Raw genomic sequence first — 22,597 nt, 5'->3', positions numbered from 1 at the left:
CCGGATGGAGATGCATTGCCGAGGGACCGAGTGAGAACTCGACATGGGGAAACACAACCCCCACGACATGGGGAAACACAACCCCCACCCGATGTACCGAGTCCGCGAGAACGGCGTCGGCAACAGCGACTCGAGATCACGCGCGAGCAGGTGCTCGACGCCGCGGAGGAACTGTTCGCCGAACGCGGCTATCACGACACGGGGCTCAAAGACGTCGCGGCACGGTGTGAATTGTCCGTCGGGACCATTTACAGCCTGTTCGAGAGCAAGGAACAGCTCTATGAGACGGTCCTTCTTCGACATGGCGACCGGCAGACCGCGGAGGCGGATGCGCGGGCACCATCGTCCATGCCTGCAGACGAGCGTCTGATCGCCCTGGCGAGAATGCAGATCGAACACATGGCCGAACATCCTCGGTGGCACGCGGTGAACGCCGATGCGGCGCGCGTCGCGACGCGCCCCGGTGCGACGATGCCGCACGGGTACAAGGTGTATCTGCAGGATTCGTTCGACTACCTGACCGAGATCATCGAAGATGGTCAACGCGCCGGAGTGATCTATCCCGGAGATCCACGAGCGATGGCGCGGCTCTACTTCACCCTGTTGGATGCCTTTGTCACCATGAATTACCCGGAAGAAACCGGTGGGGGTAACACGGACAGCGTCCTGTTCGAGAATTTCGTACGCCGGGCCTTCTCTTCACGCTCATCACACTGAGAGAACGGAATTCACCGACGTGAGGTGGAAGTCCTCGCGGATCGACGAGCGCAAACCCCGAAACACTTTCCTGTCGTGCCGCATTCGCGATGCCATCGCTGGTCTTCCTTGGACCCAATGACATTCACGAGAGCTGTGAACGGAGGACGGTCGTTCCGGAGGCAGCATCTCCGCCACCGAGGAGACAGGTCGGCTGGAGCCGGCGCGCGTCCATCACCCGACCCTGGACGCGCGCCGGAGTCTGGGATTCCTGGTCAGACCAGGCTCTTGGTCGTCCTGGCGACCAGATCACGCCGCACGATCTTTCCCGTCGGTGTCGTCGGCAGCTCGTCGAGAAACTCGACGATGTCGGGGGTCTTGGAACTCCGGAGCCGCGCACGCACGAAGTCACGGATCTCGTCTGCGGATGGCGCGCATCCGTCTTTGAGCGTGATGTACGCCGCGATGCGATGTCCCCACTCGTCGTCCGGAACGCCGGCCACGACACACTCGCGAACCGCATCGTGCCGGGACAAGACCTCCTCGATTTCCGCCGGCGCAATGTTCTCGCCACCGCGGATGATCGTGTCGTCGGCCCGGCCACGGACGAACAGATATCCGTCGGCATCGAGGTAACCTTGGTCTCGGGTGGGGAACCAGCCGTCCCCGGCCAGCAGGCTCCCCTTCTCCAGGTACTCACCGGCAACCTGCGGGCCCTTCACCATGATCTCGCCGACTTCGCCCTGGCCGCAGCGTTCTCCATCGGCATTGCGGATCTCGATCTCGACACCGTCGAGTGCCCGTCCGACGGAGCCGAGACGGGCACGAACAGCAGGATCGCTGCTCGACTGCGCTGCGCGGTGGTCCTCGGGCCCGAGTACGGCGATGGACGACGACGTCTCGGTCAGGCCGTACGCGTTGACGAATCCGGTGGTGGGGAACAGCCGCAGCGCGGCTTCGATGACCTTCGCTGAGACTTTCGCGCCACCGTAGGACACGTTCCGCAACGTCGGCGGCCCGACCTCGCCCGACAAGTCGAGCTCGTCCACGATCCTGGACAACATCGTCGGCACGACCATGGCGTTGGTGATCGCCTCGGCCTTCACCACGTCCAGCCATTGCCGGGGCGTGAACTGGTCCAGGTACACGATCCGCCGACCCGCGTAGAGGTTCGACAGCAGATTGGCCACCGCCGCGATGTGGTAGGGCGGCACACTGACGATCGTCGCGTCGTGGGGATCCGCGCCCGAGAACTCCACGCTCCCAATCACGTACGACGTCAGGTGGTGGTGCCGGAGTACCGCGCTCTTCGGCGCGGCGGTGGTTCCGCTCGTCATCAACAGAACCGCGATGTCCTCGACATCCGCCGGGATCGGACCCCCGTGCGGGGCTTGCGCTGTCCGCGCCATGAAATCATCGATGCCGATCGTGGCGCGGTCGGGTGCGAGGGCCGCGACACGATCGAGCGCGTCCGTGACGATGAGGCCGTCGTGCCGCTGCAGGATCTCACCGAGCTGCTCATCGCTGAGGCGATAGTTCAGCGGCAGGAACGGTCGATGGGCCGCGGCAGCCGAGAACAGTGCGACGGCAAACGCGGGCTGATTGCCGGCGAGGTAAATCAGCTTCTCCGCACCGATCTCGGCCAGGTACTCCGCGCCACTGCATGCCCGCGACCGCAGATCGGTGCCGGTCAGACCGTCGTCGAGCCGACCCACGAGAACACGATCGGCACCACCCGCGGCAATCATCTCCAGCAGTGTCACGAGGTCCACGATGTCTCCCTAGTTGATGGTGAACTCATGTCAGCGAGCCCCCTGGCGCACCTGATTGAACGGAACATCGCGGTCGGCCGCGAATTCGCGAGGCATCCCTAGCATGCGTTCGCTGATGATGTTGCGCGCCATCTCGGTGCTGCCGCCACCCAGGCTTCCGATCTGGCGGCCCAGATAGTGCACCGACACACCCAGCAACGTTCCGTCATCGCCGGCGATACCCGTCGCCGCGTAGCCGTCACTCACCTCCAGCGCGACATCGTGGGTGAACCAATCCTGCTCCGCGGTGAACAGCCGCATCAGCGATGCGGCCGGAGGCGGCAACACACCTGACTTCAGGGCTGCGCTGACTCGATCGATGAGACTGAGCGAGACCAGTCTCCTGGCATACCACTCACCGACCAGCTCCCTGACCCCCGGTTCGCCGGTGCGATCGAGCATTCGTGCGATGTCCACCGGAGTCGGTATCGTCGTCTGCACCGTACCCAGGCCTGCACCGCTGGCGAACGGCGATCCACCGCCCACGGCCACCTTCTCGTGATACAGCTGTCTCGATGCGACCGCCCAGCCGTTGTTGACTCCCCCGACGACGGCATCATCCGGCAGGATCACATCGTCAAAGAACTCCTCGCAGAACTCATTCGATCCGGTGACTTGCCGGATGCGACGCATGGTGATCCCGGGAGCCTTCGTGGGTACCAAGAACATGGTCAGCCCGCGGTGTTTCGGCGCATCCCAGTCCGTGCGTGCCAGGCACAAGGCGAAGTCGGCCGCGTACGCACTGGAACTCCACGTCTTCGCCCCATTCAGAATCCATGTGTCGCCGTCACGGACCGCTCTGGTCGTCACACCCGCCAGGTCCGAGCCGCCGCGCGGCTCCGAGAGGAACTGCGCGAGGACCTCGTCACCGCGGATGGCCGCGGTGACGTGTTGGAGTTTCTGCTCTTCGGTTCCCAAGTCCAGAATCGTCGCGGCACAGATGGACAGGCTCGGCACGTTGAGCTTGAGCGGCATCTCATAGCTCACGCTTTCCTCCGTGAAAGCGGCCTGATGCGCTGGGGTGAGGCCCAATCCGCCGTACTCTGCCGGAAACACGATCCCGGCGAAGCCTCCGTCGTACAGCTTGTGCTGAAGCTCGCGTGCTCGCACGAACTCCGCAGTGTCGTCGTCCGAGGCAACAACGGTCTCTCGGTCCTCGATTCGTGGCATGTTCGCCGACAGCCATTCTCTGGCTCGAAGTCGAAACGACGCAACCGATTCCATCTCGGCGTGATTCATCTTCCCCTCCTAGAGCTCGATCAGATCGGCGATGCGACGCCGATGCTCTGCCGGCGTTCCGTAGGTCACCCGATTCGCGACCGCGCGTCGCAGGTAGAGGTGCAGGTCATGTTCCCAGGTCACCCCGATACCACCGTGGAGCTGGACACAGTCCTGGATGATCCGTGGTGCCAGATCCGTGACATAGGATTTCGCTGCGGCTACCATCTGCGCCGCAGCCTGGTCGCCGTCCTGGACCGCGTGCGCCGCGCTCGAGGCGATCGCCGCACTGGCCTCGACCCAGGTGCGGATGTCGGCGAACCGATGCTTGAGCGCCTGATACGACGCGAGCGGTCGCCCGAACGAGTAGCGATCGAACGCCCATTCGGTGGTGAAATCCAAGACGGTACGGAGTATTCCGACCGTCTCCGCGGACTGCAGCACCCCGGCGATCAGCGTCTGATGGGAGGCAATAGGCTCACCCTCATCCAACACTCCGACCAGATCGGTTCGCACCAACTCGACAGAGTCAAAGGTCACCTGAGCGTAGCGACGGGTGAGGTCGAGCGATTGCATGGGAAGCACCGTGACGCCCGGGCGGTCAACCGGTACCACGAACAGCGAAATACCTTCTGCGGTCAGCGCATTGACCAACAGTACGTCAGATTCGGCTGCGTACTCGACCCGATCCTTGACACCGTTCAGCACGAAGCCCTCGTCGACGCTGACTGTCGGCCCGGATGGGTTCCAGCCGAGTCCGGGCTCGGAGACCGCCCACGCGGCGATCCTCCCTCCACCGACCAGATCCTCGATCAGGTCGCCGTGCGCGGGATTCTGATCCTCCGCCAACATGAGCCCGGCCAGAACGATGTTGGTTGCGTGCAGCGGCCCGGGTGCCACCACACGACCGAACTCCTCGGCGAACATCGCGAGATCGAGTACACCCAATCCCGACACACTGCCCCCACCGTGGTTCTCGGAGACCAGTGGTGCAGCCACCCCCAGCTCGGCGGCACGTACCCACCAGTCACGATCGAAACCCGCTGCGGTGTCGGCCCATTCACGCACCGTCGATGTGGGAACCTCCTTCTCCAGGAAACGCTCGATCACTGCACGGAAGTCGGATTGCTCTTCCGTCAAGTTCAGGTCCATGAAACCTCCAGGGTGTACCGACTAGTTTCGGCTGCGCGACCGCCGCGCCAGGGCTGAGAACATCTTCGTCAAATACCCTGAGCCACTTGGGGTCGTTTGTTCTCGCGTTCAGAAGACCACTTTGATGAAGTGTGTCGTCTATCTGGGTATCTCTTGTTGGTGCGCTCGTTGATTCAGTGTTCAGGACACCGGACCCACGAACACATCGACGATCCGAGCAGCACAAGACACCCGAATGTGTCCGGGAAACGGTCAGACCCCGGCTGCGGCCTTCGCCGCATATGCGCGCGCCCACTCCGCCCGGGGACGGATCGACACATCGACATCGGTCGCGAGCGCGCGGAGGGCGCCCACCGTCGACGCCTCCTTCGGAATCGCGGTGAACGGATCCCATCCGAAGAACCGACAGGAGTTCTCCCAGGTGATCTTGTTGATGTCCTCGTCGCTGGCGCCCCCCGCGTTCAGTTCGTCATAGACGCGCTCAGGAGCGTCCGGCCAGAAGCAGTCCGAGTGCGGGTAGTCGCACTCCCAGGCGATGATGTCGACGCCGACGACATCGCGCATCTTGATGGCGGATGGATCGGTCACGTAGCACGCCAGCGAGTGCTCACGGAAGACCTCGCTCGGCATCTTGCCTCCGAAGTCGCGGCGCAGCCAACGCTGGTTGGTGTAGTGCCGATCGCAGCGGTCGAGGAAGAACGGAATCCAGCCGATACCGCCCTCCGAGAAGGCGAACTTCAGGTTCGGGTACGTCCGCATCGCCGGACCCCACAGCAGATCCTGGGCAGCTATCGCCGAGATTTGTGTGGCCAGGACGATCATGTTGTCGATCGGAGCATCCGGTGCCAGTCTCAAGACCTCGAACCCGGAACCGATGTGAAGACACATCACCGTGCCCGTCTCCGACAACGCCTCGAACACCGGGCCCCAGTAACCGAGATCGTGGTAGCTGGGCAGACCTTCGAGATGCGGCAGTTCCGGCATCGTCACCGCCCGGCATCCTTTCGCCGCCACACGGTGGATCTCCTTGACCATCCCGTCGACATTCCAGGTCGGCAGCAGCGCCAGCGGAATGAATCGATCAGGGTAGGCACCCGCCCACTCGTCGATGTGCCAGTCGTTGTAGGCCGACACCATGACGAGGGTGAGCGGATCCTGATAGTGGTTGAGATGCTTCGCGGAGAATCCCGTGAAGGTCGGGAAGCACATCGACGCCAGGATGCCGTTCCGATTCATGTCGCGGACACGTTCGTGCACGTCGTAAACACCCGGGCGCATCTCGGCGAAGGTGGCGGGATCCATACCCCACTCCTCCGGGGGCCAGGAAACCACGGCGTTCAGGCCCATGTTGCCGGTCACGCGTCCCTTGTAGAGCCACTGTTCGATGCCGGCGTCGTTGACGATGACCTTCGGGGCCTCATCTTGGTACTTGGCCGGCACGTGATTCTTGAACATATCGGGCGGTTCGACCACGTGGTCGTCGATGCTGACCAAGATCATGTCGTCGAGATGCATTCGGTCCTCCTGGGCCTCGAAGATGGCTTCTCATCACTTCTATCGCGAATACTCGTGACCGTCACTGCGCTGTCGGACAGGTTTCGTGCATGTTCGGCCAATGCACTTCGACTCCTGAGAACGGGCGAGCACTCGGCGTCGCCGGAAGAGCGACCAGGGAGAACTCATGCCCTGCAGGTGACCCATCTGCCGTCACCGAGCACCGAGAACACCTGGCACCACGCACGCCCACTCATCGTCGTATCGACGGCGCGACTCAACCGTCGACGTGGGCGCAGTGAGGCGGACGCGCCGGATGTCGTCACCCTGCGCCGACACCCACCGGAGCTGGCATGCTCGCACCGCGCCGGAACGCCGACGGCGTCTGACCGGCGAACTGGGTGAAGGCTCGGGTGAACGCGCTCAGATTCTCGAATCCGACCGCGGCCGCAGTCTCTTGGATCGTCTGTCCCGGCGAGGCCAACAACGCCATGGCACGGTGCATACGCGCATTGAACACGTAGGTACGCCATGACATCCCGACCGAGTCCTGGAACATCCGGCGCAGCGTCCGTTCCGACACCGCAATCGCCCGACTCACGTCGGTAACGGTGACCACCGCAAGATTCTCACGGGTATAGGCCATCGCATTCGCCACCAACGGATCATCGGATACCGGCAACGACAGCGGTGTCTCGTGTTCCATCGACTCCCTGATGACGTCGCACATCGCGCGGAAGAACCGCGCTGCCACCTCGTCGTTGTCGGTGCGATCGACCGGCCAACGCAACGAGTGGATGACCATCTCCCGAAGCAGCGGCGAGACCGCAAGGATACGAGCGCGGCGACCGGCGTCCGGCATGAGTTCGGGGTCGAACATGACCGAGATCGTCTTCACCGATGGACTCATCCGGGCCTGATGCCGCAGCCCCGCCGGAATCCACGCGGCCTGATGGGGTGGAAGTAGGTGATGGCCGGCAGCGGTCTCGACCTCGACGGCACCCCCCACGGCGTACTCGATCTGATGGACGTCGTGGCTGTGCCAGCCCGTAACCAGCGCCGAGCCCTCCCAGAGGAAGCTCCCCGCGTGCACGTGAAGGCCCTGTCGCAGCTCCACCCGGTCATTGTTCGGCGAGTAGATGAAACCTCGCTCGACAGCGGCCGCAAGATTCCGGTCGGCCGAATCAGCAAGAATCCTGTCCGGAGTTGCAGGGGCGGTCACAGTCTTCCACTGTACAAAGTGGGGTAGAACGCTCGCAGCCCTCACCGAAGATCACCGCTCACCGTGGCGCGAAGCGCTGTGCGCCATCGAGACGAACGACCTCGCCGTTGATGTAGCAGTTCTCGATGAGATCACGCGCGAGTCGCCCGAATTCCTGCGGTTCACCCAGCCGTTTCGGGAACGGTACCGAAGAAGCGAACTTTTCCAGCGCCTCCTCGCCCACCATCGCCATCGTCGGGGTCATCATCGTTCCCGGGGCGATCGTGTTGAGGCGGATCTTCACCGAGCTGAGATCTCGGGCACCTGCGAGAGTGAGCCCGACGACTCCGGACTTTGCCGCGGCGTACGCGGTCTGGCCGATCTGACCCTCATAGGCGGCGATCGAGGCGGTCATCACGATCGCACCACGCTCCCCGCTACCGTCGACGTCTTCGGTCGCCATGGACGCCGACACCAGACGGAGCACGTTGTAGGTCCCGTTGAGATAGAGCGAGATGGTCTTCGCAAAACCGCCCAGCGACGCCGGGGTCCCGTCACGGTTGACGATCTTCTCGACGACGCCGAAGCCACCGTGGGCGATAACCGCGTAACGCAGGGTACCCATGGCTCCGGCTGCCGCGATGGCACTGCCGACCGACTCGTCGTCGAGCACGTCCATGCGGACGAAGGCTGCGCGTGCACCCAGTTCCGCGACGAGTTTCTCGCCCTTCTCCTCGGCAAGGTCTGCGATCACCACGGCGGCACCCGCCTCGTGCAGCTTCCGCACCGCAGCCTCACCGAGTCCGCCCGCCCCTCCGGTGACGATCGCTGACGTTCCTTCCAATGACATCGGACATCCTCTCCCGGACGCACCCGTCCGATCCATCGGTTCGTCGCCCGGTCACTACTCCAGCCGGCACGACAGTGATTCTAACTGTATGACTTACAGTACAGTCCAACGGTCCTCAGGGACAAGTACTTCGAAGTACTTCTTCGCATCGCAGCGCGGCCGATCATCGGACCAGAGCAGCGCCGATCACGGCTGAGCCGCCAGTTTTCCCTCACCGTCGAGGAAGCGGCATTCCATTCGCCGGATCGCCCATCCGGCGTCGGTCCTCCGGACAAGCCCAAGGTCGTAAACCGCCAGGCGCCGCGGCGCGTCGTCGGCGGGGAAGAACACCAGTTGCATGCTTACGTCGGCGCCGTGCGGCGCGGCAACGATGAGCGCCCGCCCGGAAAGATGGAGGCCCTTCGGTGCGGACGCGAACATCCGCCGAATCCGCTCACGGCCCGCGAACACCCGTCCATAGGTCACGAACTCGGCATCGTCGAGGAACAACGCCGCAGCCGCATCGATGTCGTCCACGTCAAGGTTGAGAACATACGAGGCCAACAGATCCTCGATCGAATGCCGATCGGAGACCGTGAGTTCCGTCGGCTGTCGGGGGTCAGCCACGATTGCGTTCCATCATGCGCGCCAGATTGCCCCGGAACGCAGGTTCATCGAACGATTTCGTCTCCGCGGCGATGATGTCGTCGAGAGCGGCGTCGATCCGCGCGATCAGCGGCTGGTTCAGCACCCTCCGCGTCTCGTACAGGGACTGGGGTGGCAACGCGGACAGACGCTTCGCCAGTATCCGCGCCTCCTCCGCTGACCGACCATTGGCGACCACCCGGTTCGCCAAACCGTAGGAGAGGGCTCGCTCCGAGGACATCCGGCCGCCCAGGAGCAGCCACTCCTTTGCCCGTTGCAGGCCCATGTTCATCGGCCAGGTCAGGGCACCCCCGTCGCCCGCGACCAGACCCAGACCCACATGTGGATCCGCGAAGTACGCGTCCTCTTCCATCACCACGAGGTCCGACAGAGAGGCAAGACTGCAGCCGAGACCCACGGCGGGCCCGTTGACGGCCGCGACCACCGGCACCGGCAACCGAGTCATCTCACGGACGAGGGTTGCGGCCTCACCCATGATGCGTGATCGCAGGTCCAGATCTCGTGTCATCCTGTCCAGCAACGGGAGGTCTCCACCGGCCGAGAACGCCTTCCCGGCTCCGGTGAGCACAACCGCGCGAATCCCGGGTTGCCCGGACAGATCCGACCATACGGTCGAGATCGCCCCGTGCAGTTCTTCGTCGGCCGCATTCAGAGCATCCGGCCGGTTGAGGGTGACCAGAGCTATCCCGTCGTCGCCGACCTCGATCAGCAGGACATCCCGTGCGGACATGCGCACCTCCTCCATGGAGGTATCAGCGTCGCACAAAATATTGGTCGACGTCAATTTCTGAAACCTTCAGCCTGGGCTCCGGCGTGACCTTCGGACGGGCGGGTCAGATTCGTTGAGCCCCAGAGCATTGGCCCACAGCAGGGTGAGCTGTTCCACCGCCCTGTCCAACTCGTAGGACCCGCCACCGATGAACATGGTCTCGGCAAACCTCGCCACCATGCCCCCCAGTGCCGTCGCCGCGTAGCGTTTGTCGATCCTCTTGTCGGCAAGGCCTTCCGCCTGCAGCCGTGCTATCGCCGACTCGAGCCGAACACCGAGATAGTCATCGCGTTTGGTGCGAATGGCGCGGACCTCTTCGTCATAGCGACTGACCTCTTCGATCACCCGCATGATCTTGGCCTCACGCCGGTACGCGAGCAGATAGGAGCGGTTCGCATCGCGGATACGGTCGATCGGTCCGCCGCGTCCGGTGCCGTCCTGTGCGATGTCGTCCATCGAGACGAGACGGACCTCAACCTCTTCCGCGATCTCCCGGAAGAGCGATTCCTTCGACCCGAAGTAGTGATAGAACGAGCCGTGTGAGACGTTCGCCTCGGCCGCGATGTCGGTGATCCTGGCCTGGAGGAACCCGTCCCGTTCGAAGACCGCCTTGCCGGCCTCGAGCAGGCGGGCACGGGTACGGCGACCCTTGGCCGAGCGCGGTTCCGCATCCATGGCTATTGGCTCCTCTCCAGCGCCAAATCCGACGACGCTGCCCATCGCAGAGTATCGATCATGCGGTCGTGGCGCGGTCATCCCGTCCGCATTGACCACCACCATCCTGATAGATAATCTCGACTTCGACGTCAAATTGGGAGAGCGAGCGTATGACGAATCCAGCAACCGGAGTCCTCGTCGAAAGCCTGGATCGACATGTTCTGACGCTCACCCTGAACCGACCTGCGCAGCGCAATGCGCTGTCCGCGGAGATGCTCGACGCGTTGGCCACGTCGTTGGATCGCGCGGCCGCCGACCCCGACGTGGCGGTCGTGGTGCTGACCGGCGCCGGCCCAGGATTCTGCGCGGGTGGCGACGTCAAAGTGCTCGCCCGTGGCGAGAGCATCTTCGGCCCGATGTCCGATCGTGCCGCACGGGCCCAACGCCAGATCGAGCTGCAGCGTGCGACGGCCGTGCGCCTCTGGGAGTTCCCCAAACCGACGATCGCCGCCGTCAACGGACACGCCGTCGGGGCCGGCCTCGCACTCGCGCTGGCATGTGATCTCCGGTACGCCGGCGAGTCCGCTCAGCTTCGTCCGGGTTTCTCCGCGGTCGGACTCGCCGGCGACTTCGGGGTCACGTGGTTGCTGAACAACCTCGTCGGACGTTCCCGGGCCCAGGAGATGCTGTTCTTCGCACAACCGTTGCCTTCGGCCCGCTCCCTCGAGCTCGGCCTGGTCAACGCGGTATTCCCCGATGATGACCTGGCGGCGGAGACAACGGCGCTGGCGCGTGAACTCGCCGGGCGCTCGATCCCGGCGATCCGGGCGATCAAGGAGAACATCGCGATTGCTGACCATGTCGATCTCGCGCACACCGCCGATGCCGAGGTGCAGTGGCACGTAAGGCTATTGGAGACTTCCGAACATCGAGAAGCGGTCGCGAGCACACTCGCCAGGCGAGTCTGACCACGGCGCACAACACATCTGCGCGCGCTTCTTCAGCAGTCGTCGAGGAGTGTGCGGAATCGTCGGAGATCGGCGATCGGGTCGTCGCCGACGGGTTGGACCTGAACGATGGTCACTCCCCGGTCGCGGTAGGCGGCAAGGCGATCCCGCAGGTACCCGACGTCGCCGATCAGCGATGTGCCCTCGAGGAGTTCGTCCGGCAGCGCCGCCGCGGCCTCCGCCCGTCTGCCCGCGAGGTAGAGATCCTGCACCTCACGCGCCTGCTCCTCGAAGCCGTACCGGCGGACGACCGTGTTGTAGAAGTTCCTGTCCCGCGCTCCCATACCACCGACGTAGAGGGCCAGGTGGTCACGGTCGAGCTCTCGCAGATGCGTGACGTCGTCACCGATGGCCATCGGGCCGCCCGCGACGATCTCTAGTGGGGCGAGGTCGGCGGATCGTTTCAGCGTTCCTCTGGCGAGCGGCTCACCCCACACCGCGTCGGCCCTCTCCGGTATGTAGAGAAAGGGCACCCACCCATCGGCCAGTTCGGCGGTGAGTTCGGTGTTCCCCGGTCCCAACGCGGCGACGTAGATCGGGATACCGGCGCGGAGGGGCACGTCGACGAGCTTCAGCGGTTTGCCGAGGCCGGTCCCGCCGCGCATCGGAATCCGGTACCGGACACCGTCGTATTCCAGGCGCTCCCCGCGCCAAACCTTCCGACAGATCTCGATGACATCCCGCGTCCGGCCGAGCGGCGCATCGTAGGCGACGCCGTGCCATCCCTCGACGACCTGCGGTCCGCTGACCCCGAGGCCGAGGAGGAAACGTCCCTGCGCGATCCGGTCCAGACCGACCGCGGTCATCGCCGTCAGTGCGGGAGTCCTCGGGTAGATGGGGAGAACCTGTGACATCAATTCGACCCGATCGGTCACCGACGCGAGGTAGCCCAACCAGCTGACCGCATCGACGCCATACGCCTCGGGAACGCCGATCACATCGACACCCACATCTTCGTACACGCGTGCCAGTTGCGCGGATGCGGTCACGTCGGGGCTCGGGGGGACCATCACTGCGAGGCGTGGAGTCGACATTCATCTCACCTCAGAAAGTATTCGCGGACAGTAATATTCGTAGACACGGCACGAACATGTCTCGCGATCCGCAACATGGGCACCGGACACGGGGTCACTGTGTGGACGGCAACCGCAGGCGACGTTTGGCGATGATGTTCCGCATCACCTCCGAGCTTCCGCCCGAGATCGTCAATGCGCGCGACCACAGCCAGGCGTCCTGCAGTCGGCGCGCGGCCTCGACCGCATCCGGCGGCAGCGGCTGGTGTGCGGTGGCGAGCTCGACGCCGAATCGGGCGATCCGGTTGTAGGTCTCGCTGTAGAGGATCTTGGCGATCGGCGGCTCGGCCTCGCCCAGACGATTCTCGAGTGCGCGCCGCAGATGCGTGTCCAGGAAGCTCTTGGCGGCCGCGAACTGGGAAACGAGATCGGTGATCTGCGCAGCGATGTCGCGGCGATCGAGGAGCCGGGCTCCATCGTCGTCGATATGCCCCGCCAGCGTGAGGAGGTCGGCGAGCAGCAATTCGAGCAGCACGACGTTGGCGCCGACCGTGAACCGTTCGATGTCCAGTCCGGACATCGCCACCGACCACCCCCCGCCCACCTCACCGACGACCTGCCCCGGTCCGAGCACCACACCGTCGAGGAAGACGTCGTTGAACTCGTACGCACCTCCGATGGTCGCCTTCGGCTTCACCACAAGTCCCTCGGAGCCCATCGGGACGATGAACGCCGTGATGCCGTCGTGGCGACTTGCGCCGACAGACGTGCGCAGGAGCGCCAGACCGTATTGCGCCCAGTGCCCGTCGGTGGTCCAGGTCTTCTGTCCGGCGAGCACCCAACTCCCGTCGTCGCGGCACCTGGCCCGAGCGGTGATGCCGGCCAGATCGCTGCCGGCGCCGGGCTCGCTGAACAGCTGACACCAGATGTCGCGACCCTCCCTGATCGGCGGCAGGTGGCGCCGTTTCTGTTCCTCCGTGCCGAAGTGCAGCAGCACGTGGCTGGCCAGGCCGACCTGGTCGATCGGTCGCGGGGCGCGACCCCGGATGAGTTCCTCGGTGAGGATCAGATCCTGCCGCGGCTCCCAGTCGGCCCGGCCACCCCACTCGGCCGGCCAGGATGCCCCGAGGAATCCGGCGTCGTACAACTTACGATACCAATCACGAAGCGCGCGTTCCTGTTCCGGTGATTCCGGTGCGCGGTGCCCCTCGCGTGCCACGTAGGGGCGGTGCGCGGATATCACCTCGCGAACCCGTCGTCGGTAGCCGTCGAGCTCGTCGGCGGTGTCGACGTCGAGGGTCAAACCACTCAGAAGGGTTCCGGCATCAATGTCGACGGGGTGCAGTGCGGCGTTCACCACCACTCGGCGCATCGCCTGATGCAACGGCCATTCCCAGGTGAAGCCGATGCCTCCGGAGAGCTGGATACAGTCGTCGAGTGCGGTGACGCAACGCCGGGCCAGGTATGCATGCGCGGCCGCGACGTGTTGATCGGCGCCGGGCTTCCCCGCGGCCAGCGATACGGCCGCGGTGTCGACGAGTGCCTGTGCCGCCTCGATGAGGACCGCTAGGTCGGCGAGACGATGGGCCATCACCTGGAAACTCGCCAGCGGCCGGCCGAATGCGTCACGACCGATCAGATAGTCGGTCACCAACTCAACGCTGCCGGCCAACGCACCGACGCTGTCCGCGCAGGTCAGCAAGGTCAGCGCGGAGTGCAACCGGCGTCCTGCTCCGTCGGGCACCCGCCGACCCGGGACATTCGGTGCGGTCACCATCGTGACGTCACGTGTCGTGTCGAGGTTGTCCTCGGACTCCGCCACACCCAACCGATCTCCACCGACCACGACGAGACGTGAGCGATGCGGAACGACAAGGAAATCCGGCTCGCGGGCCCCGAGCGCGAACGCACGTCCGGACACCACATCATCGTCGCCGACGGCGAGTGTGTTGTCCCGGGTGATCGCGATCGTCGCGGTTCCGGCGAGCACGTCGGACAGCCGGACGGACCCCGCGTCGGTCGCCGCCAATGCCGCGGCTCCGAGGGTGGCACCGATCCACGGGACAGGGCTCAGGGCGCGGCCGCACTCGCGCGCCACCACGCAGGCCTCGACGACGCGCCAGCCGTCGCCCCCCGCATCCTCCGGTGTCAGCAACCCGATCAGGCCCAGTTCCCCGAGGTCGCCAAGTACCACGTCAGCGGCGAATGCCTGCCGGGTGGTCGACTCGAGCATGTCGAGTTCCTCGCGATCGAGCACGTCTGCAGTATTGCTCATCGATGTTCCTGTGATCCTTCTGCTCGCTGCCCTGGTTCCCTGACTCTGGACTTCTCTGCTCTGATTTTGAATCGCGCTACCGACTCAGGATGGACACCGCTGCGACGCCCGGGGCCCCGTACAACTGCGCCAGCCCCACCAACGGGGTGCCGTCGACCTGGCGCTCGCCGGCCCGCCCGCGCATCTGGGTCACCAGTTCGTGGATCTGTCTGAGCCCGGAGGCGCCGACCGGCTCGCCATTCGCGATCAGCCCGCCGTCGGTGTTGACCGGCAAGGTCCCGCGCCGGGTGGTCGTGCCGCGTTCGATGAGATCGCCCTGCTCACCGTCGGCGCACAGTCCGGTCTCGGCCATATGGATGATCTCTGCACCGGCATCGGTGTCCTGCAGCTGTGCGATCCCGACATCCTCCGGTCCGATGCCGGCCGACTCGTAGGCCGCCATCGCCGCGTCGACGGTCGGCGCGGGCACGTCGTCGGTCGACGTGGACGGTGTGTGCACCTCGTAGGCGCCGTATCGTCGAGTCCGGGTCACCACACTCTTGAGGTAGATCGGCGTGTCGGTATAGCGGTGGGCGATCGACGCATCACAGACCACCGCGGCCGCGGCACCCTCGTCCGGGCTGCAGAACATGTAGTGGGTCAACGGATGGTTGAGCATCCGGGAGGCGAGAATGTCCTGGACGCTCAGCGGCTTGCGGCGATAAGCGTTCGGGTTCAGTACCCCGTTCTCGTAATTCTTTGCCGCCACCTGCGCGAGCGTCTCCGAGGTGATCCCGTGGTCGTGCATGTAACGGGTGATCTTCATCCCGAAGAACTTGGTGGTCAGGAACATTCCGGTCTCGCCGTACCACGCGGGACACCCATAGTCAGTCGGGTCGGAGGTGAAGGCACCGGATTCGTGCTTGTCGAGTCCGAGGACCAGGCCGAGTTGATGCTCCCCCAGTTTGATGGTCTGCGCGGCCATCGCCAACGCACTTCCCGCCGTGGCACATCCGTTGTAGACATTCGTGAACGGGATACCGGTGACCCCCAGCTGGGCGACGACCGCATCGGGTTGATCCACCTCGAAACTCCCGCCGACCGCGAATTGGATATCGGGCCAGGAGATCCCGGCGTCCGCCAACGCCAACCGTGCGGCCGAGGCGCCCATCTCCAGCGCCGGCTTACCGGGGAACCGGCCGAAGGGATGGATACCCACACCAATGATCGCGACGTCAGACATGTGCGGCCTCCGTGGAATCAGATGTCGTGATGTGCGGAGCGGGCTCGAACGCGAACGTGATCACGGTGTCGCCGGAATCGCTCGTACGGAACGGGATCACCGTGAGTTTCAGCGGCATCCCGATCGCCAGTTCCTGTTCGGCGACGTTGTGCAAGATGCTCTCGATCCGGATTCTGCCGCCGAGTTCGACGAGCCCGACGAACCACGGTTGCGCACCGGTTCCGAGCAGGTCACCGCAGAACGGTTCCTTGGGCCGGAACCCCTGCGATGTCCACGTCCAGAGGTTCCCCTCCCGGGGCAGTTCGTTCCGATGCATCGAGATCGCGCCACATCGCGGACAAGTCTCCCGGGATGGGAACGCGACGGCCTCGCAGTTCCGGCACTGCGCTCCGATCAGGGCCGGATCGCTGGCCGGCCAGGTGAACAACCCCTCGGCAATTGGTATCTGGCTCCCCACGGGCATCCCTTTCTCACCGACGTGAGACACGTTTCTTCGATACAAATCACGTCCCCGCGTTACGCGGGGCGTGGCTCCGATCGTCTTGTGCGATCTGCGCTCAAATTCTACACTGACGTCAAAATCAAGGAAAGTGCCAGTTCGATATGGAGGATCGGTTGGGTACCAAAGACCCCTGCGAGCCGCTGCACGAGACGAACCTGGGGAAATTCATCGAGGAGTTCCGGAACTGGGTCGCAGCCCACGAGGACGAGCTCGCCGCACTCCTGCCCGCGTACGCGGACTACGACACACGAGTGGACGTGGCGCGTCGGCTGCGTCGCGTGCTCTTCGACGCCGGGTGGGGTCGCGTCGGATGGCCGGCGGAGTTCGGCGGTTCAGGCGGAACCATCGTGCACCGTGCGGCAATCCACGACGAACTCTTCCGCGCAGGATGGGGCGGACCCGCTCTCTTCGAGCACCTCGAGATCGTCGCGCCGACGCTGGTCCGCTTCGGAGATCCCGAGTTCGTCCGGAACGTTCTACCTGCCTTTCTGGACGGTAGTCAGACATGGGCACAGGGCTTTTCGGAGACAGAGGCCGGTTCGGACCTCGCCGCATTGCGCACCCGGGCCGAATTCGACGGCACCGACTGGGTGGTCAACGGCGCGAAAATCTGGACAAGCTGGGCAAAGTATGCGCGGTGGTGTCTGGCCCTGGTCCGCACGGGTGCCGCGGAGGAACGACACCGGGGTCTGACGATGATGGCCATCGATCTGTCCGCCCCCGGGGTCGACGCGCGGCCGATCCGCCAGGCGAACGGCACCGACGAACTCGGTGAGGTCACCTTCGATCGTGTCCATGTGCCACCGGGGCAGGTCATCGGGGAGGTGGGTGGCGGCTGGACGGCCGCGATGTACCTGCTCGCCCATGAGCGTGGCACACTGTCCTGGGTCAGGAACTGCGGATATCGCGAAAACCTGACATTGGCGTCGAAAAAAATGACTGAGAACACCGACCGCCAGGTTGGCGCGGCTGCGCTCGCGATCCTCGGTGTCCGGTCGACAGCGATCAACCTCCTCGCCCGGGAGGCGGCCGACGAGGTACTCGGAGCCGACAGCGCATTCAACAAACTCCTGATGACCCGCACCGAGCAGACCATGTACGACACCCTGCGCGATCTGGACAGCGCTCGGGTCGCCCTGCCCGGCGATTCCGAGCCGGATCTGCTACTCCAGCAGGAGTATCTGTTCTCGCGCGTCGTCACGATCTACGGAGGTTCCCAGCAGATGCAATTGACGACGATCGCTCGCCACGTCCTGGGGCTATGACATGCTCCAGCAACTCCGACCACAGGACTACATCACCTACCGTGACGCCGCCCGCTCCATCCTCGCACGCCACGACGGACAGGCGGCGGTCGACGCGTTCGGGATCGGCGAACTGCTCATCCCAGGTGGAGATCTCGGGGATCCGCGTCCGGTCCTCGCGCTGCTCGAAGCCCAAGGCCACCGCGGTGCGATCACCGACACCCTCGGCCGGTTCGTCCTCACTGGTCCCACCTTGGCCACCGGTGTCATACCACGAGATCGAGACGTGCTCGCCGGCTTCATGATCGACTCCGGTTCCCGGCTCGTCGTCCCCGGCCTCTGTGCGGGCACCGATGTCGTGGTGGACGTGCCGGGGACAGGTCTCGTCCTCGCGATCGGCCCGGCACCGGCCGGACCTCCGGCCGACCCGGCCGACTCCTACCTCACCACAATCGATCTCGATCACGTCGCCACCAGCGTCCTCATCCCCGAGGCCGAGATCAATGGTTTCCGTGACGACCTGATCAGCCGTGCTCGACTCGGCATCGCCGCGGAGATCCTCGGCATCTGCGATCGTCTCCTCGACGACGCGATCACGTATGCGGGTGCCCGTCGGCAGTTCGGTCACCCGATCGGCAGCTACCAGGCGGTGCAACACATCCTCGCCTGGGCAGCGACCGACCGCTATCAACTGACATGTCTGTTCGATCAGGTTGCCGAGGCCGCGGCGTCGGGAACCCTCGACGCAGGACTCGCCCGCGCGGTGAAGGCCATGGCGGGACAGGTCGGGCACGCTGTAGTGCAAAAGGTCACGCAAGCCAGCGGAGCGATCAGCTTCACCTGGGAGTACTCAGTGAATCGGCTGCACAGGCGCCTCCTGATGCTGGATGCCATCGCTGGGACGTCGGCAGATCTGGTCGCCGCGATCGGTCGAGAACTGCGCATCCACAACGCACTCCCCGAGTTGTTGGAGTTGCCGGCAATCCTCTGAGGCCTGAGGACACCGCCCGGCCCCGCGCTCAGGAACGAGGTTGTGACCGGCGACGCAGCAGGACCGACTGCTGTATTCCGCCGATCGCACCCCGCTCGTCGAACAGCGTCCCGATGGTGGCGCCGATCCCGTCCGGTCCGTACGCGGCGTCCGCGCGGATACCCGTCCACTCCCCTTCGGGGGCTCGGTGCAGATGGACCGTTATGTCGGTGTTCAGGAATGTCCATCGGCGCGTGTCGAGCTTCGTCCCGACCCCATTGGCGTTGTCGGCCACCGCGAACAGTCTCTCGATCGCGGACATCTCCTCTCCCTGAACGAGATCGACGGTTGGGCGAATCCATGACTCGCCGGCCCGCTCGTTGCGAGCGCCCGGTGCGGTGAGCCAGCGCCAGTTCAGGCTGCTCACGTAACCGGAGGTGAGTGAATCCATCTCGGGCCGCGTCGATCCCTCACCGATCGGCCGCAGCGGCGGCGCGAACGACCGCTCGATCCCAGAGGAATCCGACTGTTCCATGCGCCATGCCCGGGCGCGCGCCACGGGACGTGACCCACCTGATCCGTCGTCGGAAGTCATGACGGCAGAGAGGAGTTCGATCTTGGTTCCCGCGCGATCCACCTGCGCAGACACCTGGACGTCGGCCATCGGGACCGGACCGAGGAGTTCGATCACGACACGGCTGAGTCGGGTTCGGTCCCGAGGAGCGCAGCGATCGAGTGACCGGACGAGTAACGCGCACGGTGGCGCGCCGTGCTGCATGTCTCCCCAGGTCCCGCGGGTGAGGTCGGTGGAGGTGAACACGTCACCGTCGGCGCCCGCCTCGACCAGTTCATAGTATGCATCGGTCATCGAGGCTCCCTCTCCGCGATCATCAGACGCTCGTCGGCGCGCGAGATCACCAGCGCGGCAAAGGTGTCCATAACCCGCCGGACCTCGGAAAAACTACGGCCATAGGCGATCGCACTCATGGTGAGCGAGCTGAGCAACGACCATGTCATGGTCGCGACATCATCGGGGTCCGGCACTCGAGCAGCACACAGGTCAGCCAGCGACATCGCACGCGCCCGGGCGAACACGTCACCGAGGACGGCCTGGACCGATTCGCCTCCGACAGAGTGGAGCAGGACGTTGACACGGAAGAATTCCGGGTCGGCCTCGAACGCGTCGACTGCGGCACCGATTCGGGCCGCGACGCGCGGGCCCGGCGCCACGTCGTCGAGTGGCTCGGTGAATCTGCTCGTGAGGAACCACTGTCTGAGTACCTCGGCATACAGCGCTTCCTTCGAAGGAAAGTACCGGTAGAAGGTACCCAGGGCCACATCCGCTCTGCTCGCGATGTCCGACACACGGATCTGTTCATACCGGCTCTCCCGCAACTCCGACGTGGCCTCCTCGACGATCCGATCGCGGCGGCGCCGTTTGTATGCCGGCAGTTCGGCCGCCACCGGTGTCCGCACCGAATCACCGCCATCCGTCCGTTCGTGTCGAGGTGTGCTGCGGGACTGGGGCCTGTCGGTGAGCAGCCCGATCACTTGGTCGACGAGGCGATAGGCCGCAGCGAACGGGACGCCGTGGTAGACCGACGACATGGCCACCGAGTGGACCACGGCCAGCACGATGGTCGCCGCGTCGGATGGCGCAACTTCCGTGAGCGTCGACAGATCGTCCACGAAATACTGTTGCGTGGTCGCTGCGACGCCCGAGAGCTGGGCTTTCACGGCCGGGTCGGTGCTGGAGAAGAGCGTCACGGAGAGCTTGAAGAACTGCGGTTGCTCCTCGAAGGCCTCGATCATGGACCGCGCACGTATCCGCGCCCGCTCGAGACCGACCGCCGATATCGTCCGTAGCTGGTGATCGTCCACCCATTGTCGGAGCACGATCGAATAGAGGATCTCCTTCGAGGGAAAGTGACGGTAGAGCGTCGCCTTCGCGACGCCGGCAACTCGGGCGACGTCATCGATCCTGATCAGGTCGGGGTCGGTCCCGGCCAGGCAGTCGAAGGCCGCATCGATGATGTCCCGACGCCGACCACGTCGCGAGACGGTGCTCACCGACTCCTGAGCGCGGGCAGAGCCGACACGGGATACCGCCTTGTCTGCCATTGCACGCCTCTCTGTGCGCCGACCGGTCCTTGAGGCTCCCCGGTCGGGCGAATCCCGGGTCATCGTATCCGGACGGCCACAAGGATTGATAGTCCGAGTTCGAATAGACGCTTCAATCTGCAGTCACGAGCGAAGCCATACGCGGCCAGTATTCACTTGAATACAACTACAACAGCGTGTTTTGACGCAGCGGCGGACTTTATTGAAATAAGAATCTGAGTCTTGTTAGGGTGTGTGAGGGGCGTCACGTAGCGTCCAACCATCCATCACCCCGATGGCCCGAACCGATCGCATCGACCCAGTCACCGCGATCTCAAGGAGTGACCCATGCACGATCTCGGCATGCTGATCGCGGGGAAGGACGTCCCCGGCACGGCATCGTTCGCCGTTCTGGATCCGGCCACCGGTCGAGAGTTCGCCGAGGCACCCGACTGCACCAGGACCGAACTCGACAACGCGATGCAGGCAGCCCAGCAGGCACTGTGGTCGTGGCGTCTCGACGACGATGCGCGACGGGAAGCCCTTCATGCCGCGGTGGCGGCCATCAAGGAGGACACCGAACGTATTGCCGGCCTGCTGACCCGGGAGCAGGGCAAGCCCCTGTCCGGCGCCCGACTCGAGGTCCTGGGTGCGATGTCGTGGTTCGCCTACTACGCTGGACTCGACGTCCCGACGCATGTGCTCCACGACGCCGGCGGCGGCCGGGCCGAAGTGGTCCGCCGCCCCATTGGGGTCGTGGCTGCGATCACTCCCTGGAACTTCCCCATCGCCTTGGCGTCCTGGAAGATCGCTCCGGCTCTACGTGCGGGCAACACCCTGGTACTCAAGCCTTCGCCGTACACGCCGCTGTCGACGCTGGCCCTGGGCCACGCCCTCGCACGGGCTCTGCCCCCGGGTGTGATCAACGTGGTCACCGGCCGTGACCCACTCGGCGCATCGATGGTCTCCCACCCGATTCCACGCAAGGTGAGCTTCACCGGATCGACCCCGACCGGCAAGGCGATCGCGGCCGCGGCGGCGACCGACCTGAAGCGTGTCACCTTGGAACTCGGTGGGAATGATCCGGCGATCCTGCTCGACGACGTCGACCCCGAGGCAATTGCGCGGCGACTGTTCTGGGGCGCGTTCGACAACAACGGTCAGATCTGTCTGGCGGTCAAACGCGTCTACGCTCCGGAAAGGATCTACGACGACGTCGTCGAGGCCCTTGCCGAGCATGCACGTACCGTCCTGGTGGACGCCGGCGACGTCCCCGATGTGGAGTTGGGGCCGATCTGCAATCTTCCCCAGTTTCAGAGGGTTTCCGAGCTCGTCGACGATGCGCTCGCGCACGGTGCGCGGGCGGCGGCCGGTGGGCGTCCCATCGATCGACCGGGTTACTTCTACGAGCCGACCATTCTCGCGAATGTCACCGACGGTGTCCGCATCGTCGACGAGGAGCAGTTCGGCCCCGCCCTGCCGATCGTCGCGTATCGCGATGTCGAGTCGGCGATAGCCAGTGCCAACGACTCTCCTTACGGACTGACCGCCTCGGTGTGGTCGGCAGACACCGACCACGCGCTGAAGATTGCCGAGTTCCTCGACTGTGGTCAGGTGTCGATCAATGCGCACGGCAGCGGCGTCCGTCCGGACCTGCCATTCGGGGGCACGAAGGCGAGCGGGATCGGGGTGGAGAACGGTCCATGGGGCCTCGACGAGTTCACCCAGTTCCAGGCCGTCACCGTGCCACCGGCCAGCTCGCCGTCCTGAC

At 64.8% G+C, this 22,597-nt stretch carries 20 protein-coding genes and 1 pseudogene; 5 read left to right on the top strand and 16 right to left on the bottom strand.

Annotated elements, in window-relative coordinates; translation table 11 throughout:
* Positions 1 to 150: 150 nt before the first annotated feature.
* Complete coding sequence (locus tag GORHZ_RS07510) at positions 151 to 717, top strand: TetR/AcrR family transcriptional regulator (RefSeq protein WP_006331647.1); 567 nt, start codon at positions 151 to 153, stop codon at positions 715 to 717.
* A gap of 254 nt (positions 718 to 971) precedes the next feature.
* Here the strand turns inward: GORHZ_RS07510 and GORHZ_RS07505 are convergent, their stop codons facing one another.
* The 9 genes from GORHZ_RS07505 to GORHZ_RS07465 all read right to left on the bottom strand — a co-directional run bounded on the left by GORHZ_RS07505 (position 972) and on the right by GORHZ_RS07465 (position 10,511).
* On the bottom strand, positions 972 to 2,468 hold the full coding sequence (locus GORHZ_RS07505; RefSeq protein ID WP_006331645.1) for a class I adenylate-forming enzyme family protein: 1,497 nt from the start codon (positions 2,466 to 2,468) through the stop codon (positions 972 to 974).
* Between the two features lie 30 nt (positions 2,469 to 2,498).
* The gene (locus GORHZ_RS07500) at positions 2,499 to 3,746 is read right to left on the bottom strand and encodes an acyl-CoA dehydrogenase family protein (protein ID WP_006331643.1); all 1,248 of its coding nucleotides are present in this window, start codon (positions 3,744 to 3,746) and stop codon (positions 2,499 to 2,501) included.
* A gap of 9 nt (positions 3,747 to 3,755) precedes the next feature.
* Positions 3,756 to 4,877: an acyl-CoA dehydrogenase family protein gene (locus tag GORHZ_RS07495; protein ID WP_006331642.1), complete on the bottom strand. Its 1,122-nt coding sequence runs from the start codon at positions 4,875 to 4,877 to the stop codon at positions 3,756 to 3,758.
* 252 nt (positions 4,878 to 5,129) lie between these two features.
* Positions 5,130 to 6,392: an amidohydrolase family protein gene (locus tag GORHZ_RS07490; protein WP_006331641.1), complete on the bottom strand. Its 1,263-nt coding sequence runs from the start codon at positions 6,390 to 6,392 to the stop codon at positions 5,130 to 5,132.
* A gap of 301 nt (positions 6,393 to 6,693) precedes the next feature.
* Positions 6,694 to 7,593 carry an AraC family transcriptional regulator gene (locus GORHZ_RS07485; RefSeq protein WP_006331640.1) on the bottom strand — a complete coding sequence of 300 codons (900 nt, stop codon included), beginning with the start codon at positions 7,591 to 7,593 and terminating at the stop codon, positions 6,694 to 6,696.
* Between the two features lie 58 nt (positions 7,594 to 7,651).
* Positions 7,652 to 8,422, bottom strand: a complete 771-nt coding sequence (locus GORHZ_RS07480) for an SDR family oxidoreductase (protein ID WP_006331639.1) — start codon at positions 8,420 to 8,422, stop codon at positions 7,652 to 7,654.
* 186 nt (positions 8,423 to 8,608) lie between these two features.
* Positions 8,609 to 9,028: a nuclear transport factor 2 family protein gene (locus tag GORHZ_RS07475; protein WP_006331638.1), complete on the bottom strand. Its 420-nt coding sequence runs from the start codon at positions 9,026 to 9,028 to the stop codon at positions 8,609 to 8,611.
* Positions 9,021 to 9,797: an enoyl-CoA hydratase/isomerase family protein gene (locus GORHZ_RS07470; RefSeq protein ID WP_006331637.1), complete on the bottom strand. Its 777-nt coding sequence runs from the start codon at positions 9,795 to 9,797 to the stop codon at positions 9,021 to 9,023. The genes GORHZ_RS07475 and GORHZ_RS07470 overlap by 8 nt, the downstream gene beginning before the upstream one ends.
* Positions 9,798 to 9,863: 66 nt before the next feature.
* The gene (locus tag GORHZ_RS07465) at positions 9,864 to 10,511 is read right to left on the bottom strand and encodes a TetR/AcrR family transcriptional regulator (protein WP_006331636.1); all 648 of its coding nucleotides are present in this window, start codon (positions 10,509 to 10,511) and stop codon (positions 9,864 to 9,866) included.
* Positions 10,512 to 10,663: 152 nt separating this feature from the next.
* Between GORHZ_RS07465 and GORHZ_RS07460 the strand changes: the two genes are divergently transcribed.
* Positions 10,664 to 11,461, top strand: coding sequence for an enoyl-CoA hydratase-related protein (locus GORHZ_RS07460; protein ID WP_006331635.1), 798 nt, complete (start codon positions 10,664 to 10,666; stop codon positions 11,459 to 11,461).
* A gap of 32 nt (positions 11,462 to 11,493) precedes the next feature.
* Here GORHZ_RS07460 and GORHZ_RS07455 read toward each other — a convergent pair whose 3' ends face one another.
* The 5 genes and pseudogenes from GORHZ_RS07455 to GORHZ_RS32195 all read right to left on the bottom strand — a co-directional run.
* The gene (locus GORHZ_RS07455) at positions 11,494 to 12,534 is read right to left on the bottom strand and encodes an LLM class F420-dependent oxidoreductase (protein ID WP_006331634.1); all 1,041 of its coding nucleotides are present in this window, start codon (positions 12,532 to 12,534) and stop codon (positions 11,494 to 11,496) included.
* A 94-nt stretch (positions 12,535 to 12,628) separates the two neighbouring features.
* Positions 12,629 to 14,788 carry an acyl-CoA dehydrogenase family protein gene (locus tag GORHZ_RS29910; protein ID WP_006331633.1) on the bottom strand — a complete coding sequence of 720 codons (2,160 nt, stop codon included), beginning with the start codon at positions 14,786 to 14,788 and terminating at the stop codon, positions 12,629 to 12,631.
* A 76-nt stretch (positions 14,789 to 14,864) separates the two neighbouring features.
* Positions 14,865 to 16,010, bottom strand: a complete 1,146-nt coding sequence (locus tag GORHZ_RS07445; RefSeq protein WP_006331632.1) for a thiolase family protein — start codon at positions 16,008 to 16,010, stop codon at positions 14,865 to 14,867.
* Positions 16,003 to 16,326, bottom strand: a complete 324-nt coding sequence (locus GORHZ_RS07440; protein WP_245551368.1) for a Zn-ribbon domain-containing OB-fold protein — start codon at positions 16,324 to 16,326, stop codon at positions 16,003 to 16,005. Before GORHZ_RS07440 ends, GORHZ_RS07445 begins: the two co-directional genes overlap by 8 nt.
* 18 nt (positions 16,327 to 16,344) lie before the next feature.
* Positions 16,345 to 16,473 (bottom strand): annotated as a pseudogene (locus GORHZ_RS32195) (zinc ribbon domain-containing protein); the annotation flags it as partial.
* Positions 16,474 to 16,625: 152 nt separating this feature from the next.
* Between GORHZ_RS32195 and GORHZ_RS07435 the strand changes: the two are divergent.
* Both GORHZ_RS07435 and GORHZ_RS07430 read left to right on the top strand, forming a co-directional pair.
* Positions 16,626 to 17,777, top strand: coding sequence for an acyl-CoA dehydrogenase family protein (locus tag GORHZ_RS07435; protein ID WP_169330663.1), 1,152 nt, complete (start codon positions 16,626 to 16,628; stop codon positions 17,775 to 17,777).
* 1 nt (position 17,778) lies between these two features.
* Complete coding sequence (locus GORHZ_RS07430) at positions 17,779 to 18,747, top strand: acyl-CoA dehydrogenase family protein (protein WP_006331629.1); 969 nt, start codon at positions 17,779 to 17,781, stop codon at positions 18,745 to 18,747.
* Positions 18,748 to 18,775: 28 nt separating this feature from the next.
* Here the strand turns inward: GORHZ_RS07430 and GORHZ_RS07425 are convergent, their stop codons facing one another.
* Both GORHZ_RS07425 and GORHZ_RS29450 read right to left on the bottom strand, forming a co-directional pair.
* Positions 18,776 to 19,594, bottom strand: a complete 819-nt coding sequence (locus GORHZ_RS07425; protein ID WP_006331628.1) for a thioesterase family protein — start codon at positions 19,592 to 19,594, stop codon at positions 18,776 to 18,778.
* Positions 19,591 to 20,796 carry a TetR/AcrR family transcriptional regulator gene (locus tag GORHZ_RS29450; protein ID WP_169330662.1) on the bottom strand — a complete coding sequence of 402 codons (1,206 nt, stop codon included), beginning with the start codon at positions 20,794 to 20,796 and terminating at the stop codon, positions 19,591 to 19,593. Before GORHZ_RS29450 ends, GORHZ_RS07425 begins: the two co-directional genes overlap by 4 nt.
* A 378-nt stretch (positions 20,797 to 21,174) precedes the next feature.
* Here GORHZ_RS29450 and GORHZ_RS07415 point away from each other — a divergent pair, with 378 nt between their 5' ends.
* Positions 21,175 to 22,596: an aldehyde dehydrogenase family protein gene (locus GORHZ_RS07415; protein ID WP_006331626.1), complete on the top strand. Its 1,422-nt coding sequence runs from the start codon at positions 21,175 to 21,177 to the stop codon at positions 22,594 to 22,596.
* The last annotated feature ends 1 nt before the right edge of the window (position 22,597 follow it).

This window comes from Gordonia rhizosphera NBRC 16068 (genome assembly GCF_000298195.1).
In the GTDB taxonomy this organism is placed as follows: domain Bacteria; phylum Actinomycetota; class Actinomycetes; order Mycobacteriales; family Mycobacteriaceae; genus Gordonia; species Gordonia rhizosphera.
This window is presented reverse-complemented; position numbering and strand designations above follow the sequence as displayed.